The 14,513-nt window shown below is 44.1% G+C and carries 13 protein-coding genes and 1 tRNA gene; 4 read left to right on the top strand and 10 right to left on the bottom strand.

Annotated elements, in window-relative coordinates; all coding sequences use genetic code 11:
* Window positions 1-143: 143 nt before the first annotated feature.
* Window positions 144-1,157, bottom strand: coding sequence for a lipoyl synthase (gene lipA, locus PAE54_RS08470; RefSeq protein ID WP_273777081.1), 1,014 nt, complete (start codon window positions 1,155-1,157; stop codon window positions 144-146).
* 210 nt (window positions 1,158-1,367) lie between these two features.
* Between lipA and sthA the strand changes: the two genes are divergently transcribed.
* On the top strand, window positions 1,368-2,783 hold the full coding sequence (gene sthA, locus PAE54_RS08475) for a Si-specific NAD(P)(+) transhydrogenase (RefSeq protein ID WP_273777079.1): 1,416 nt from the start codon (window positions 1,368-1,370) through the stop codon (window positions 2,781-2,783).
* Window positions 2,784-3,053: 270 nt separating this feature from the next.
* Here sthA and PAE54_RS08480 read toward each other — a convergent pair whose 3' ends face one another.
* Both PAE54_RS08480 and map read right to left on the bottom strand, forming a co-directional pair.
* Window positions 3,054-4,274: an MFS transporter gene (locus PAE54_RS08480; protein WP_326519108.1), complete on the bottom strand. Its 1,221-nt coding sequence runs from the start codon at window positions 4,272-4,274 to the stop codon at window positions 3,054-3,056.
* 135 nt (window positions 4,275-4,409) lie between these two features.
* Window positions 4,410-5,240: a type I methionyl aminopeptidase gene (gene map / locus PAE54_RS08485; RefSeq protein ID WP_326519109.1), complete on the bottom strand. Its 831-nt coding sequence runs from the start codon at window positions 5,238-5,240 to the stop codon at window positions 4,410-4,412.
* 206 nt (window positions 5,241-5,446) lie between these two features.
* On the opposite strand from map, the gene rpsB reads away from it, so the two are divergent.
* A complete protein-coding gene (gene rpsB / locus PAE54_RS08490; RefSeq protein WP_273777073.1) occupies window positions 5,447-6,193 on the top strand; it encodes a 30S ribosomal protein S2 in 747 nt (248 codons plus the stop codon).
* Window positions 6,194-6,333: 140 nt separating this feature from the next.
* A complete protein-coding gene (tsf, locus tag PAE54_RS08495) occupies window positions 6,334-7,209 on the top strand; it encodes a translation elongation factor Ts (protein ID WP_273777071.1) in 876 nt (291 codons plus the stop codon).
* A 603-nt stretch (window positions 7,210-7,812) separates the two neighbouring features.
* On the opposite strand, the gene PAE54_RS08500 is transcribed toward tsf, so the two are convergent.
* From PAE54_RS08500 to PAE54_RS08530, 7 genes are all read right to left on the bottom strand, one after another.
* Window positions 7,813-8,424: a septal ring lytic transglycosylase RlpA family protein gene (locus tag PAE54_RS08500; protein ID WP_326519138.1), complete on the bottom strand. Its 612-nt coding sequence runs from the start codon at window positions 8,422-8,424 to the stop codon at window positions 7,813-7,815.
* A gap of 290 nt (window positions 8,425-8,714) precedes the next feature.
* Window positions 8,715-9,680 (bottom strand): lytic murein transglycosylase B, encoded by a 966-nt coding sequence (gene mltB / locus PAE54_RS08505; protein WP_442784394.1) that lies wholly within the window; start codon window positions 9,678-9,680, stop codon window positions 8,715-8,717.
* A 53-nt stretch (window positions 9,681-9,733) separates the two neighbouring features.
* The gene (rodA, locus tag PAE54_RS08510; protein WP_326519111.1) at window positions 9,734-10,876 is read right to left on the bottom strand and encodes a rod shape-determining protein RodA; all 1,143 of its coding nucleotides are present in this window, start codon (window positions 10,874-10,876) and stop codon (window positions 9,734-9,736) included.
* Between the two features lie 127 nt (window positions 10,877-11,003).
* Window positions 11,004-11,654 (bottom strand): hypothetical protein, encoded by a 651-nt coding sequence (locus PAE54_RS08515; RefSeq protein ID WP_326519112.1) that lies wholly within the window; start codon window positions 11,652-11,654, stop codon window positions 11,004-11,006.
* A 25-nt stretch (window positions 11,655-11,679) separates the two neighbouring features.
* Window positions 11,680-12,495: an NADPH-dependent 7-cyano-7-deazaguanine reductase QueF gene (gene queF / locus PAE54_RS08520; RefSeq protein ID WP_326519113.1), complete on the bottom strand. Its 816-nt coding sequence runs from the start codon at window positions 12,493-12,495 to the stop codon at window positions 11,680-11,682.
* The gene (locus tag PAE54_RS08525; protein WP_326519114.1) at window positions 12,492-13,265 is read right to left on the bottom strand and encodes an ABC transporter permease; all 774 of its coding nucleotides are present in this window, start codon (window positions 13,263-13,265) and stop codon (window positions 12,492-12,494) included. Before PAE54_RS08525 ends, queF begins: the two co-directional genes overlap by 4 nt.
* On the bottom strand, window positions 13,262-14,197 hold the full coding sequence (locus PAE54_RS08530; protein ID WP_273777060.1) for an ABC transporter ATP-binding protein: 936 nt from the start codon (window positions 14,195-14,197) through the stop codon (window positions 13,262-13,264). The genes PAE54_RS08525 and PAE54_RS08530 overlap by 4 nt, the downstream gene beginning before the upstream one ends.
* Before the next feature lie 190 nt (window positions 14,198-14,387).
* Here PAE54_RS08530 and PAE54_RS08535 point away from each other — a divergent pair.
* Window positions 14,388-14,464 (top strand) — tRNA-Arg (locus PAE54_RS08535).
* Window positions 14,465-14,513 lie beyond the last annotated feature (49 nt).

Genomic DNA, 14,513 nt, shown 5'->3' on the forward strand with positions numbered 1-14,513 from the left:
AAGGGTTAAATCTAAATTCTCAGATAAAGTCATAAAAAAAATGAGCGTATTTATATACACTCATTTTTACAGCATTTGGCTAAATGTTGCTTAACTGACTGGCATTACTCTTGTGAGAGGGCTTTTAAAATCAGAACACTATTTTAGGCTTCAATGGTTTGCACATTGATTTTCTTGGCTGGATCCACCTTGCGACGTACCGCTGGAACCGGTTCACCATAATACTGACGATCTGCGAAATAGCTGGAACGAACCATAGGGGCTGACCAGATATTTTTAAAGCCCAGTTTGCGGCCATGTTCAGCATAACGTTCAAACTCTTCTGGGGTGACAAAACGATCGATAGGTGCATGCTGGGTCGACGGTTGTAAATACTGTCCGATGGTTACATAGTCCACATCATGGGCTTTCAGGTCATCAAGCAGGGCAATCACTTCTTCTTCAGTTTCACCAATACCGACCATCAAACCGCACTTGGTGGGTACGTCTGGACAATAGTCTTTAAAGGTTTTTAACAGGCTTAAAGAGTGTTGATAGTCTGAACCTGGACGCATTGCTTTATACAGACGTGGCACGGTTTCAATATTGTGGTTAAACACATCCGGTGGACATTCAGTCATGATGCGTAACGCAATATCCATACGTCCGCGGAAGTCCGGTACCAGAATTTCCAGTAAGGTATCTGGACTTAATGCACGTGCCTCTTTAATACAATCAACAAAATGCTGTGCGCCACCATCGAGCAGGTCATCGCGGTCGACCGAGGTGATTACGGCATATTTGAGGCCGAGGTTGGCAATGGTTTCAGCCATATGGCGCGGTTCATCCGGATCGAGTGCATTTGGACGGCCGTGGGCCACATCACAGAACGGACAGCGACGGGTACAAATATCGCCCATGATCATGAAAGTTGCCGTTCCACCACCAAAACACTCAGGTAAATTCGGGCAGGCAGCTTCTTCACAGACTGTATGCAGCTTTTGCGCACGTAGGGTGGTTTTGATACGTTGAACTTCTTCTGGTGCCGTCATTTTGACTCGGATCCAGTCCGGTTTGCGCGGCACTTCAACCGTAGGAACAACTTTTACAGGAATTCTAGCGACTTTTTCTGCACCACGAAGTTTGACACCCTGTTCAGGCTTACGGTTTTCAGACATATTCAACTTTTCCACTGTTTAATAGGGGAGAGGATGTTTGGTAATATAGTTGTCATTATAACGGACGTCACCTGAAATGGGTTAAAATCATTATTCATTTAGAAAATGTGGCTATCACTGAATATATGGTTGTGAAATACGGCAGAAATCAGCATATTAGCTCACAATTGATTAAAAAATTAGTATATAGATTGGTGGAAGGAGCTTTGAATGCCACGTAAGAAAGAGGTCGTTAGTGGGAATTTCGTCAAGTATGACGCTGTAGTTCTCGGTTCAGGACCTGCCGGTGAAGGCGCTGCAATGAAGCTGGCGAAAGCGGGGAAGCGCGTTGCAATTGTCGATATGCGTGAGCAACTGGGAGGAAACTGTACCCATGTTGGAACCATCCCAAGTAAATCCTTGCGTCAAACCGTTTCGAGCATCCTTCGCTATCAACGTGATCCAATGTTCCAAAAAGTGGGCGAATGGAAGCATTTCACCATGAAACAGGTGTTGCGCCATGCTCACAAAGTGATTCAGCAACAGGTTGATACGCACTCGCGTTTTTATGACCGCAACCGCATCGATATTTATTACGGCCGTGCCTATATTCAGGATGCCAATACCGTTCTGGTGTTTAGCCCGGATGGTGTCAAGGAAACCCTGATTTTTAAACAGTTGGTGATTGCGACCGGTAGCCGTCCATATCATCCAGAGATTCTAGACTTTAATCACCCACGTGTATTCGATTCAGACAAGATTCTGGATCTTGATTACACCATCCAGAAAATCATTATTTATGGTGCCGGTGTTATTGGCTGTGAATATGCTTCGATCTTTATCGGTCTAGACCATAAAGTTGATCTGATCAATACCCAGCAAAAACTGTTGAGTTACCTCGATGATGAGATTGCGGATGCCTTGTCGTATCACTTGCGTGAGCAGGGCGTGTTGATCCGTCATAATGAACAGATCGACCATTTAGAAACTCATGATGATCATGTGGTCTTGCATTTGTTGAGTGGGAAGAAAATCAAGGCCGATGCGATTCTTTGGTGTAATGGCCGTTCAGGTAATACCGATGGCCTAGGTCTGGAAAATGTCGGTTTAACGCCAAATAGCCGTGGTCAGTTACATGTCAATGAGCAATACCAAACCGAAGTAGAACACATCTATGCTGCAGGTGATGTGATTGGCTGGCCATCGTTGGCTTCTGCTGCGTACGACCAAGGGCGTTGTGCGGGTGCCAATATGAGTGGTGAGAAAAATGTCAAACCGGTGACGGATATTCCAACCGGTATTTACACCATTCCGGAAATTTCTTCGATTGGTAAGACCGAGCAGCAATTAACGGAAGAAAAAGTCCCTTATGAAGTGGGGCAGTCTTCATTCCGTTATTTGGCACGTGCACAAATTACCGGGGATACCGTGGGTGAATTAAAAATCCTGTTCCACCGCGATACCTTGGAAGTTCTCGGAATTCACTGCTTCGGTAACAACGCTGCAGAGATTGTACATATTGGTCAGGCCGTGATGAACAGCTCGAACAATACCTTGAAATATTTCGTGGAAACGACCTTTAACTATCCGACAATGGCGGAAGCCTATCGTGTTGCGGCATTAAACGGGATGAATCGTTTATTCTAAGTCAAGATTTGATTGTAAAGTCCCTCTTCGGAGGGGCTTTTTTTCTGTGAGCTTAAAAGCGACGGTAAAGCGCGTAAAGATAAAGGTTGGTCAGTTTAGTTCGCGTTTTATGCGTTTGAGTTAGCGATAAAATTCAGTTCTGCTTAATGTGCACAAAAGGCCTGATTAAAGTAGTCGAACAGTTCCGGCGTGTTCCCCCAGAGTACTCCGGCTAAAGCAAAGCATAAAACAATTGTCGTCAGTAAAAAGAGCTTGAAGAGCAGGCTTGAACTAATCATGAACGATTTTCTCCTCATTGACAAAGAAATGTACCATCACCCCAAAAACACTCAGCACAATCGAAAAGAGCCAGACGGCATCATAATTACCGTAAAGGTCGTGGTTCAGACCACCCAGCCAGCCGCCAAAAAAAGAACCAACCTGATGAGTGAAGAATACAATTCCACTGAGCATCGTTAAATATTTTACGCCAAACATGCTTGCCACGATACCGTTGGTCAAAGGAACAGTCGACAGCCAGAGCAAGCCCATCATGATCCCAAAGGCATAAATGGTCCATAGGCTTAACGGTAACATGAGAAAAGCAATAATCGCTAGGCCACGTAAACCATATAACCACATGAGCAGTTTGGCTTTAGGAAAATGGCCACCCAACCAGCCAGCACCGTAAGTACCGAAAATATTAAACAAGCCGACCAATGCCAGAAAAATAGTACCGGTCGTGGCATCAAAACCATGGTCAATCAGATAACCGGGTAAATGTACGCCTAAAAACACTACCTGAAAACCACAAACAAAAAAGCCAAGAGCCAGCCACCAGAAAGGTTTGTGTTTGGCCGCGATAGACAGAATATCTTTAAAACCCAAATTTTGTGGTGTGGGCTGGTGTGTATGAACAGATTGTGGTGCCTGATACATAGGGGCTTTCAACATCCAGGCAAGTGGCACAATCAAGGCAATCAGAATCGCACTCACCACCAGTGCTGCTGACCATCCAAAATTTTTGAGCAGTAGAAGTGTAGATGGCAACATAATGAACTGGCCAAAAGAGCCTGCTGCACTGGCAATTCCCATGGCTAAACTACGCTTTTCAGGATGCGCTGCCCGGCCCACGGCAGAGAGTAATACTGGAAACGAGGTGGCGGATAAAGCTAGTCCAAGAATTAAACCGAGACTTAAATTCAGTAACATTGCGTTAGAGCTGACAGCCATTAACAGCAAGCCGAGTGTATAGAGTGCTCCACCAACTGCAACCACGACTTTACTACCGTATTTGTCTGCAAAGGCACCCGTAATCGGCTGTACTGCCCCCCAGATCAGATTTTGCATGGCGATGGCCAAGCTAAAGACTTGATGTCCCCAGCCAAATTCATGGCTCATCGGAACCAGGTACAGACCAAATGCATGACGTACGCCGAGAGAGAGGGCCAGAATAATGGCTGTTCCAATTAACATCACCACTAAAGGTTTGGAAAAACGAGTCTCTGACATAAGGCATCCGTAAGGTCAAAACGTGAAGGAAGGTGTCGGCAGTTTTACTTGATCTGGCTGTATTTTGGCAATCAACCCGGCAGTAAAAATAAAAGGTTGCCAGAAGGCAACCTTATGTATTTCAGAGAGCGCGACTTAAATCGTATTAAAACGTGATAAATCTTCATCTGGGCGAGCAGTCAGCACTTCAATCCCGGTTTTAGTCACCAGAATGGTATGTTCAAACTGTGCCGATAATTTATGGTCTTTGGTGACCACAGTCCATTTGTCTCCAAGCAACTTGGTTTGCCAAACACCGGCATTGACCATTGGTTCGATGGTAAAGGTCATGCCTTCTTCGAGAATCATGCCAGTATTCGGCTGGCCATAATGTAGGACTTGGGGTTCATCATGGAATGTCGTACCAATGCCATGGCCACAGTACTCACGAACCACACTGAAACGTTCTGATTCAACATATTTTTGAATCGCATTACCAATATCACCAATGGTTGAACCCGGTCTGACGCTCGCCATACCACGGTACATGGCTTCTTGGGCTACTTTACATAAACGCTCAGCTAAAATGGTGGTTTCGCCCCCGACGATGTACATCATGTTGGTATCACCATGATAGCCATCTTTAATGACGGTCACGTCAATATTCAGAATATCGCCTTTTTTCAGGATTTTGTTTTCTGACGGGATACCGTGGCACACCACATGGTTGACCGAAGTACAAATGGTATGCTGAAAAGCAGGGCGACCCGGTGCTGCACCATAGCCTAGGCAGGCCGGAATGGCCTCTTGTACATTGACAATATAGTCATGGCAGAGGCGGTCGAGTTCCAGCGTACTAACGCCTGGCTGAACATGCGGTTTAATCATCTCCAGTACTTCCGCCGCCAGTCGTCCTGCAATACGCATTTTCTCAATTTCTTCAGGCGTTTTGATTAAACGGGCAGGGGCTTGATACGTACTATTCATGATCATCAAAAACTTTTGGTAATTTGTAAACGTCTATGGTATAAATAGCCGCCCATTTTATCAAATGCTTTTCATGAATTAATTGCATGAACATTGGTAATGGGATAACAAAATCCGCACATATGTCGTCACATTCCTCTGGGTGCTCTTTTTAGAGTGGAGAATGCGGACATATGGAGGCCTAACCCAACTTTAAGGTAAAGAAAATGGCAGATTACAATGTAAGCATGCGCGACCTTCTTCAAGCAGGCGCGCACTTCGGTCACCAAACTCGTTTTTGGAACCCAAAAATGCGTCAATACATCTTTGGCGCGCGTAACAAAATTCACATCATCAACCTCGAGCACACTGTTCCAGCGTTAAATGATGCTTTGAACTTCGCTAACCAATTAGCAAGCAAAAAGAACAAAGTTTTGTTCGTTGGTACAAAACGTGCTGCTTCTGCAATCATCCGTGAACAAGCTCAACGCGCAGGTCAACCATACGTTGATCACCGTTGGTTAGGTGGTATGTTGACGAACTGGAAAACTCTTCGTCAATCAATCAACCGTTTAAAAGATCTTCAAACTCAATCTACTGACGGTACTTTCGCTAAACTCACTAAACGTGAAGCTTTAGAGCGTACTCGTGAGATGGAAAAACTTGAACGTGCTTTAGGCGGCGTTAAAAACATGGGTGGTTTACCTGACGCATTGTTCGTAATCGACGTTGACCACGAAGCGATTGCGATCAAAGAAGCGAAAAACTTGGGTATTCCTGTAATCGGTATCGTTGATACAAACTCTAACCCAGACAACGTTGATTACGTTATTCCGGGTAACGACGATGCGATCCGTGCAGTAACGCTTTACGCTTCAGCTATGGCTGATGCGATTCTTGCTGGTAAAGAATACGCTCAAACTCAAGCGAACGCTCAAGCAAAAGGCGAAGAAGCTCCTGCTTCTGAGGCTTAATGCGTTTTGACGCAGGCTTGTCATTTTTGCGACATGTAATGGTGGCAAATTAAAGCGTCGATAAAGCAAACGGCCCAGAGATTACTTTGGGCCGTTTTTGTTGAATAGATTCATTTTTCTACCGACTTTAGGAGATCAACATGACTGCAGTTACTGCGAGCATGGTAAAAGAATTACGTGACCGTACTGGTCTTGCAATGATGGAATGCAAAAAAGCTTTAACAGAAGCGAATGGTGACATTGAACTTGCAATCGACAACCTTCGTAAGTCTGGTCAAGCAAAAGCTGCTAAAAAAGCAGGTAACATCGCTGCTGACGGCGCGATCACAATTGCTCAAGAAGGCAATAAAGCGATTCTTCTAGAAGTAAACTGCCAAACTGACTTCGTTGCTAAAGACGAAAACTTTGCTGGTTTCTCTGCGAAAGTTGCTGCGGTTGCTTTAGCTGCAAACGAAACTGATGCTGCTAAAATTGCTGAATTGAAACTTGAAGATGGTCAAACTGTTGAAGAAGCTCGTATCGCGCTTGTTCAAAAAATTGGTGAAAACATCCAGGTTCGTCGTGCACAAATCGTTGAAGGCGAAAACTTGGCTGTTTACAAACACGGTTTGAAAATCGGTGTTGTTGTAGCGTACACAGGTGATGCAGACACTGGTAAAGGCATTGCAATGCACGTTGCTGCATTCAACCCAGTTGCCGTTACTGCTGAACAAGTTCCTGCTGAATTGGTTGCTAAAGAGAAAGAAATTGCTGAAGCTAAAGCAATCGAATCTGGCAAACCAGCAAATATCGTTGAGAAAATGGTATCTGGTTCAGTTGAGAAATACTTGAACGAAGTGGTTCTTGAGCGTCAAATGTACGTGATCGATAACGACAAGAAAGTTGCTGACGTATTGAAAGCAACAGGTACAACTGTTGCTAACTTCGTTCGTTTCGAAGTGGGTGAAGGTATCGAGAAAAAAGCAGAACTTTCTTTCGCTGAAGAAGTTGCTGCTGCTCAAGCTGCTGCAAAATAATTTTTGCATCTTCTTTAAAAAAGCCCCAAACGGGGCTTTTTTTTATGGTTTATTTTTATCGTATCCGAATTGAATCTTCAGTCTCTTTCAATTGGGTTCAAAAATAGCCTCATTTTTGCTGAGTTTTGCCCTGAAATAATCGATAAAACCGTTTTTACCGAATAAATAATTCGATGATGTGTTGTATTTGCGCATAGGAAGCGATTTTTAGCATGTTTTCTTTGCTGGGTGTAGGGTAGGTTGTGCAAAAGGATTTTACCGTGCTTAGAGCGCAATTGAGCGCTAATGAATCAATTTTGCTTTTATAGATTTTAGGTCGGTTAATTTTATAAGCTTTAAAGAGGCATTTTTCGGTGGAAAACCATACAAAAATAGGTGGAAGTCACTACGTTTTTGTTGATCCCTGACATAAGCCTAAAATGGGCACATTAAATGACAGGTTCAAGATGAGTAACCATATCTCATTCATGCATGAGTTTGGCGATTCTAGGCTTCAGATAAACGGATTAAAACCATCTGGAAAAATCACAGCATTTAAAAATGGAAAAAGCCACAACAGTGGCTTTTCGAGTCAAATGCAAATGTCTAGGAGTGAGTACTTAATTAAGAATTTGGCCCCTCAACGCGCTCGATACTTACTTTTGCTGTACCAGCGTTAGTAATTCCTAAGCGTTTTGCCGCACCGTAAGACAAGTCGAGTACACGGTTACCATGGAATGGACCACGGTCATTAACTTTTACGACAACACTTCTGCCATTGGTTTTGTTAGTGACACGAATGTAACAGTTGAGTGGCAGGCTACGGTGTGCAGCAGTTAACTCGTTCATATCGAAAGTTTCACCATTCGCCGTTTTACGGCCATGAAACTGACGGCCATACCAAGATGCCATACCAGTCTGGCTGAATTTACGTACGGTATTTGAGGCAACGGTATTTAACTTTTCAATGACTGAAGGTTCTTCTTCAGGAATTTCAATTTTACTGGCAATAGTTTGGCGACGGATTTGGTCACCTGAACGTTCAGTGATAGACAGTGTATTTAAATTAGAGAAGTGAGCGTTAAATTTTTGAGAATCTTTACTCAAGATACGAGCTGCTAAACTCGAGTTTTCTGCATCATTATTAAAAGATGAAGATTGCACCATTTCAGCATGCGATTGAGCTACAGTGAGTCCAATCGCGGCGGTCAGGATATATTTTAGTGTAGAATGCATCATAAAACTCCTAGTGACATTTTGCTCGTTTCAACTGAGTGAAGCGGTTGAAATTAAAGCGAACCTGTCTGTAAATTCACTTTGCAACTGCATTTGACGGTAGGGGATAATATTCATGCTTGTGCTGAGGTGTCTAGTGTTTCCTCTAAAATTAATATGAAAATGCTGTAATATTAACAATAGTTGATCAAATAATAATCAATATTGTAACAAATGGTGTAAAATGCTGTTTTTGTCAGCAAAAAATAGATAAAAAATGTTGACTTTTTGTATTTATAAGAAAACCGACCTTAACGGTCGGCGATTTCTGTGCCTAATTGCCACACGGCAGTCGCATACATTCGGCTCTTATTATAGGTGGTGATAACCTGAAAATTGGGATAAGTCAGGTAATACACAGGACCATAAGACTCTTGTAATTGAATGACATTCACCATATCCAAATCATCTATTTTGACAATCGGATTGAGTGGAGAAATCCCCTGACTTTTTAACGCACCGTAAGGCGTAGGTTGGGTTAAATCTGAGGCAATAATGCTTTGAGGGTCACGTCCCGTATAACGTGCTAAAAAGCCAATCGGCTGATTGCGCTGCCAACCCTGTTGTGCCAGATAGTTAGCAATTGAACCGATGGCATCAATTGCAGAGTTGCGTAGGTCGATATGCTCATTGCCATCGTAATCCACACCGAATTTGCTGATATTGCTTGGCATAAATTGTGGATAGCCGATCGCACCGGCATAAGAACCGAGAATACTTTCCGTTGGATAGCCTTCTTTGGTACTCCAGGCAATCAGTGCACCTAGTTCGTCACTAAAGTAGGCGGCACGACGTGGGTAACCAAAAGCCAGCGTTGCCAGAGCATCTCGGGTGCGAAAAGAGCCTTTATTGCTGCCGAAACCGGTTTCCACCCCTAAAATGCCTAAAATGATGGATTGGGGCACACCGAATTGTTGTTCGGCACGATTTAAGGTGTCGGCATACAGACGTTTGAAGTTCACCCCTTTTTGGATGGTGCTTTCAGACAAAAAATTGCTTTTATATTCATACCAAGGTTTGCTTTCACCCGGCCGATTCATAATGTTAATAATATTTGGTAAATTTTGTGTGCCATTCATGGCCTGATCAATCTGTTCATTGCTCAGGCCATAGGTTTGCATGGTTTTTTGTTTAAAGCTGAGGTAATCCGGATGAGTGTAAAAATCGTTGGCATGGCTCAATGCTGTTACGGTTAGACAGCCTCCTAATATCGCCATCTGCTTTAATTTTTTAAAAATACCAAGATCCAACATTATTTAAGATTTTCCTATTATCGATGCGTATGAATGGACATCACCAGACCAAAGGTGGCCATGAGCGTAATTATGGCGGTACCCCCATAACTCATAAAGGGTAAGGGCACACCAACTACGGGTAAAATACCACTGACCATTCCAGCATTGACAAACACGTAAACAAAAAACGACAAACCCAGTGAACCGGCGAGCAAGCGGCCGTAGTTGTGGAAACAGTTCAGCCCGATCTGAAAGGTGCGGAAGATAATCGCGCAATACAGTGCGATCAGAATCATCACGCCCAATAGGCCGAATTCTTCCGAGTAGGCAGCGATCACGAAATCGGTATGGCCTTCGGGTAAGAAGTGTAGATGTGATTGAGTACCTTCAAGATAACCTTTGCCGGAAAATCCACCTGAGCCAATTGCTGTTTTGGACTGAATAATGTTCCAGCCGGTACCCAGTGCATCAGCTTCCGGATCGAGCAGGGTTAAAACCCGTTGTCGCTGGTAATCGTGCAGTAAAAACTCCCAAGCAATTGGAATAATGATCCCGAGTCCGGCTGCTGCCGCGCCAATCATTTTCCAGGATAAGCCACTTAGAAACAGAACAAACATCCCACTGGCTAAAATCAGTAAAGAGGTACCCAAATCTGGCTGTTCAGCAATCAATAAGAACGGTATACCCGTCAAGACTGAAGAAATCAAAACATTCGACAGGCTTGGTGGTAGAGGCTTGCGTGATAAAAACCAGGCAATCATCATGGGCATGCCGACTTTCATAAACTCACTGGGCTGTACACTGCCAAAACCGGGAATGTCAATCCAGCGTTGTGCACCCATCCGGACTTCACCAAACACCATTACGGCGATCAGAGACAAGACCCCGAACACATAGAAATAAGGTGAAAAGGCCTGATAGACCTTGGGAGGAATCTGGGCGAGGGTAAACATCACCGTGAAGCCGATACCGAAGCTCATGGCCTGCTTGGAAACCAGGCCTACATCCTGAGCGGAAGCACTATAAAGGACAGTTAATCCCAACATGGCATTCAGCACCAGAAACAGGCATAACCAAGGGTCAATATGCAGGCGTTGCCAACGGGAGGGCAACATTGCTGTACTCAAGCCATCACGAGGTGCTTGGCGGAGGAATTTGTATTGAGAACTCGGAGACATGGGGCTTAAAACGTGGGTCGGTCGATGCTGAGCGCATGCTAACATAAACCCAGTTGGACACAATGTATATCAATATTTTGCAATAAAAAAACCTAGCCGAGGCTAGGTTTCCGATTGGCAAGGCCGCTTAGTGAAAAAACAGACTGTCATGGTATTTCGCTAGGGCGATTAATTCATCTTTGTTCATGTTGGGAATGAGTTTGTCAATCGCGATATTGACGGCTTTGCTAACCCCCGCCGCTCCAAGATCTGCCGCTTTGCGTTTAATGATTCCCAAGTCGAGCGTCTTGGTGAAGTCTGACATAAAATGACGGACCGCTTCATCGGCAAACTGTTTATACAGCTCGGCCAAGGCAGCTTTATTTACACCACGTCCGGCCTGAATTTCAGCAAAACTGTGCTTCAAGTTTGTGACCAGACCAGCATCAAGCGGCTGGCCGACTTTATATTGACCTTGTGGGTCTTGCAATAGGCTATGTTCGGAGAAGGCAATAGATTGTTGCACCACCGTATTATCTGCTTTACTCAGCAGCTGTTTGAGTAAAACAGCGACTGTTGATTTGACATAACCGGCCAATTTCTCTGCAACTTCTGTTTTTTCACTGCGCGGTAAATTGCGGACCAATCCGGTCAATAGCGCATCAATAATTTCTTCATTGATTTGCAGGGCAATTTTGTCACGTAGTGGATACAGCAGTTCTTTCGATTTCTTTTTTTCGATAATGGTCTGAATGTCATTTAACAATGCTTCAGATGGCGTAAAACCAAAAAATGCCATGGAGCAAAACCTCAATATTCTCGTTTTATTGTCGTGCCAAGCGGATTGGGTTGGGTAACCAGCTCAGATCCGATACCCGACATGGGTTGATATCTAAACCACCACGGCGGGTATAAGTGGCGTAGACCATCAGTTTTTGCGGTTGCAGCGTCTGCCAGAGATCGGCAAACATTTGTTCTACACACTGCTCATGAAAACCATTATGCTGACGGTAGGAGATAATATAGGCCAAGATGCTGGAATAACAAGGTTTTTTACCCTGATAACGAATAAATACTGTGCCCCAGTCGGGTTGACCTGTGACCGGACAATTACTGCGTAATAAATGGGAGTACAGTTGCACATCTTCGACTGATGTTGCCTGGGCATCCCACTGTAGCAAACTGGCATCCGGATGCTGACTCAGTTGTGTCGGTATGAAATCATCCAGACAGATGCCTTGCGGTTTGGCAATCTCCAGTTCGTCAACATGAAATAAGCTTAATGTGACTGCTGCACCCGCAGCCTGTGATAAATCCTGCTGTACCGTTGCGATCAGACTTTCTCGTGATTCAAACTGATGGAAATTCAGGCTGTTGAAGTACAGTTTTAAGGATTTAGATTCAATCAGGTTAGGGGATGACGCCGGCAGCTCCAGACGTCCAATTGCCACTTGTGGAATACCTGCCTGATTCAGCCATGACATTTCAAATACATGCCACCAGTCTTTGCCGTTGGCAATACCTGGAACATCCGCATAGTGCTGACGTGCTTGTGCACGTGCAATCGGAAACAGAATATCGGGTTGATATTGTGTTGGGTAATCGGTGTCTTTACCCAAAAGAGACAGTTCTACACTCATTCACGCATTCCTGAGCCATGAGAAAGTAAATAGTAGGCCACGCCATATAAAGCAGCACAGCATAGTGTAATGACGACCAGAGATAAGGAAACATTTACATCACTGTGACCTAAAATGCCGAAACGGAAGGCATTGACCATATAAACGATTGGATTGATCAGTGACAGGTTTTGCCAGAATGGGCTCAAAGCACTGATGGCGTAGAAAACACCGCCCAAATACGTCAAAGGGGTCAGGACGAAAGTCGGGATAATCGAAATGTCATCAAAAGACTTGGCATAAACCGCATTAATAAAGCCACCGATTGAAAATAGCAGGGAAGTGATCAGCACGGTATAAATGGTGACAAACCAGTTCTGAATGGAGAGTTCGGTAAAGAACAGACTCATAACGGTGACGATCAAACCAACCAACGCACCACGGCACACACCACCAATCACATAACCCCAAAGGATAAGGTGGAGTGGAACCGGACTCATGATCAGCTCTTCAATACTTTTTTGAAACTTGGCACTAAAGAAACTGCTGGAAACGTTGGCATAGCTATTGGTAATCACCGCCATCATGATCAGGCCGGGTACAATAAACTGCATATAGCTATAGCCACCCATGGTACCAATACGTGAACCGACCAAATTACCGAAAATAACAAAGTACAGGCTCATGGTAATGGCAGGCGGTAATAAGGTCTGTGGCCAGATCCGCATAAAGCGGCGGATTTCTTTACGAACCAGAGTGCCTAATGCTGTTTGTAATTGAGCGAAATTCATGCCGAAGTTCCTTCCAGATTTTTCTCCACCATTTTCACAAACAGTTCTTCGAGACGGTTGGATTTATTACGCATACTACGTACCTGAATATTCTGAGCTTCGAGTAACTGGAACAGTTCATTCATACTATGGGCTTTGTCCATGGTAACTTCGAGCGTGACCGGATCAAGCAGATTGAATTTCACCCCGATAATATTCAGTTGTGGGGTTTCAATCGGCGCAGCCAAATCAAAAATGAATGATTCCTCAGTGAGTTGATTCAGGAAATTTTTCATGCTGGTGTCTTCTTTAATCACTCCACGATCAATGATCGCAATGCGACGACACAGCATTTCTGCTTCTTCCAGATAATGTGTGGTCAGGATGATTGAAGTTCCTTGTTCGTTCATCTCGGTCAGAAAGTCCCACATCGAACGACGTAATTCAATATCGACGCCAGCTGTTGGTTCATCCAGAATCAGTAGCTTGGGTTCATGCATCATGGCACGTGCGATCATCAGGCGGCGTTTCATCCCTCCTGACAGCATACGGGCTTGAATATTACGCTTTTCCCATAAACCGAGCTTTTCCAGATAATGTTCAGCACGTTGTTCGGCAATCTTTTTCGGAATACCGTAATAACCCGCTTGCGTCACCAGAATATCAAAGGTTTTTTCAAAATGACCGAAGTTGAATTCCTGAGGTACAACCCCGAGACATTGCTTGGCTTGTGAAGGATGGGTATCCAGATTATGCCCAAAGATTTCAACGGTTCCAGAAGTCTTCTTCGTGAGCGAACTGATGATGCTGATCGTTGTTGATTTGCCGGCACCATTCGGGCCCAGAAGTGCGTAGAATTCGCCCTCAGGCACGGTTAAGTTAATGCCTTTTAAAGCCTGAAAACCATTTCGATAAGTCTTGCACAAATCCCTTAGCGTCAATGCATCCGTCATGAATTTCTCACATGGTCAATGGAAAGGGTATTTTGAGCGATCTGGGTCAATAAACCAAGTCACTCGTATGGAATTCTGAAAATGGAAAAAACGATCTTCAGGATTTGTTTAAAGCATAAACATTAAATGCACTGACAGAAATGAATATGCTTTACCTTGCAGTTTTTTTTGTTATGATGTGCCACAAAATGCGGTCATAGCTCAGTTGGATAGAGTACAGGTTTCCGAAGCCTGGGGTCGTGGGTTCGATTCCCGCTGACCGCACCATTTTCATAAGTTAATGAAATTAAAAGATAAAATAATAAAAAGACGCTTG

Source organism: Acinetobacter minutum (assembly GCF_035916735.1).
In the GTDB taxonomy this organism is placed as follows: Bacteria; Pseudomonadota; Gammaproteobacteria; order Pseudomonadales; family Moraxellaceae; genus Acinetobacter.

What these genes read in the sequence shown, in the direction of transcription:
- lipA (WP_273777081.1), bottom strand. Translation starts at nt 1,157, where the DNA reads ATGTCTGAAAACCGTAAGCCTGAACAGGGTGTCAAACTTCGTGGTGCA.
- sthA (WP_273777079.1), top strand. Translation starts at nt 1,368, where the DNA reads ATGCCACGTAAGAAAGAGGTCGTTAGTGGGAATTTCGTCAAGTATGAC.
- PAE54_RS08480 (WP_326519108.1), bottom strand. Translation starts at nt 4,274, where the DNA reads ATGTCAGAGACTCGTTTTTCCAAACCTTTAGTGGTGATGTTAATTGGA.
- map (WP_326519109.1), bottom strand. Translation starts at nt 5,240, where the DNA reads ATGAATAGTACGTATCAAGCCCCTGCCCGTTTAATCAAAACGCCTGAA.
- rpsB (WP_273777073.1), top strand. Translation starts at nt 5,447, where the DNA reads ATGGCAGATTACAATGTAAGCATGCGCGACCTTCTTCAAGCAGGCGCG.
- tsf (WP_273777071.1), top strand. Translation starts at nt 6,334, where the DNA reads ATGACTGCAGTTACTGCGAGCATGGTAAAAGAATTACGTGACCGTACT.
- PAE54_RS08500 (WP_326519138.1), bottom strand. Translation starts at nt 8,424, where the DNA reads ATGCATTCTACACTAAAATATATCCTGACCGCCGCGATTGGACTCACT.
- mltB (WP_442784394.1), bottom strand. Translation starts at nt 9,680, where the DNA reads ATGGCGATATTAGGAGGCTGTCTAACCGTAACAGCATTGAGCCATGCC.
- rodA (WP_326519111.1), bottom strand. Translation starts at nt 10,876, where the DNA reads ATGTCTCCGAGTTCTCAATACAAATTCCTCCGCCAAGCACCTCGTGAT.
- PAE54_RS08515 (WP_326519112.1), bottom strand. Translation starts at nt 11,654, where the DNA reads ATGGCATTTTTTGGTTTTACGCCATCTGAAGCATTGTTAAATGACATT.
- queF (WP_326519113.1), bottom strand. Translation starts at nt 12,495, where the DNA reads ATGAGTGTAGAACTGTCTCTTTTGGGTAAAGACACCGATTACCCAACA.
- PAE54_RS08525 (WP_326519114.1), bottom strand. Translation starts at nt 13,265, where the DNA reads ATGAATTTCGCTCAATTACAAACAGCATTAGGCACTCTGGTTCGTAAA.
- PAE54_RS08530 (WP_273777060.1), bottom strand. Translation starts at nt 14,197, where the DNA reads ATGACGGATGCATTGACGCTAAGGGATTTGTGCAAGACTTATCGAAAT.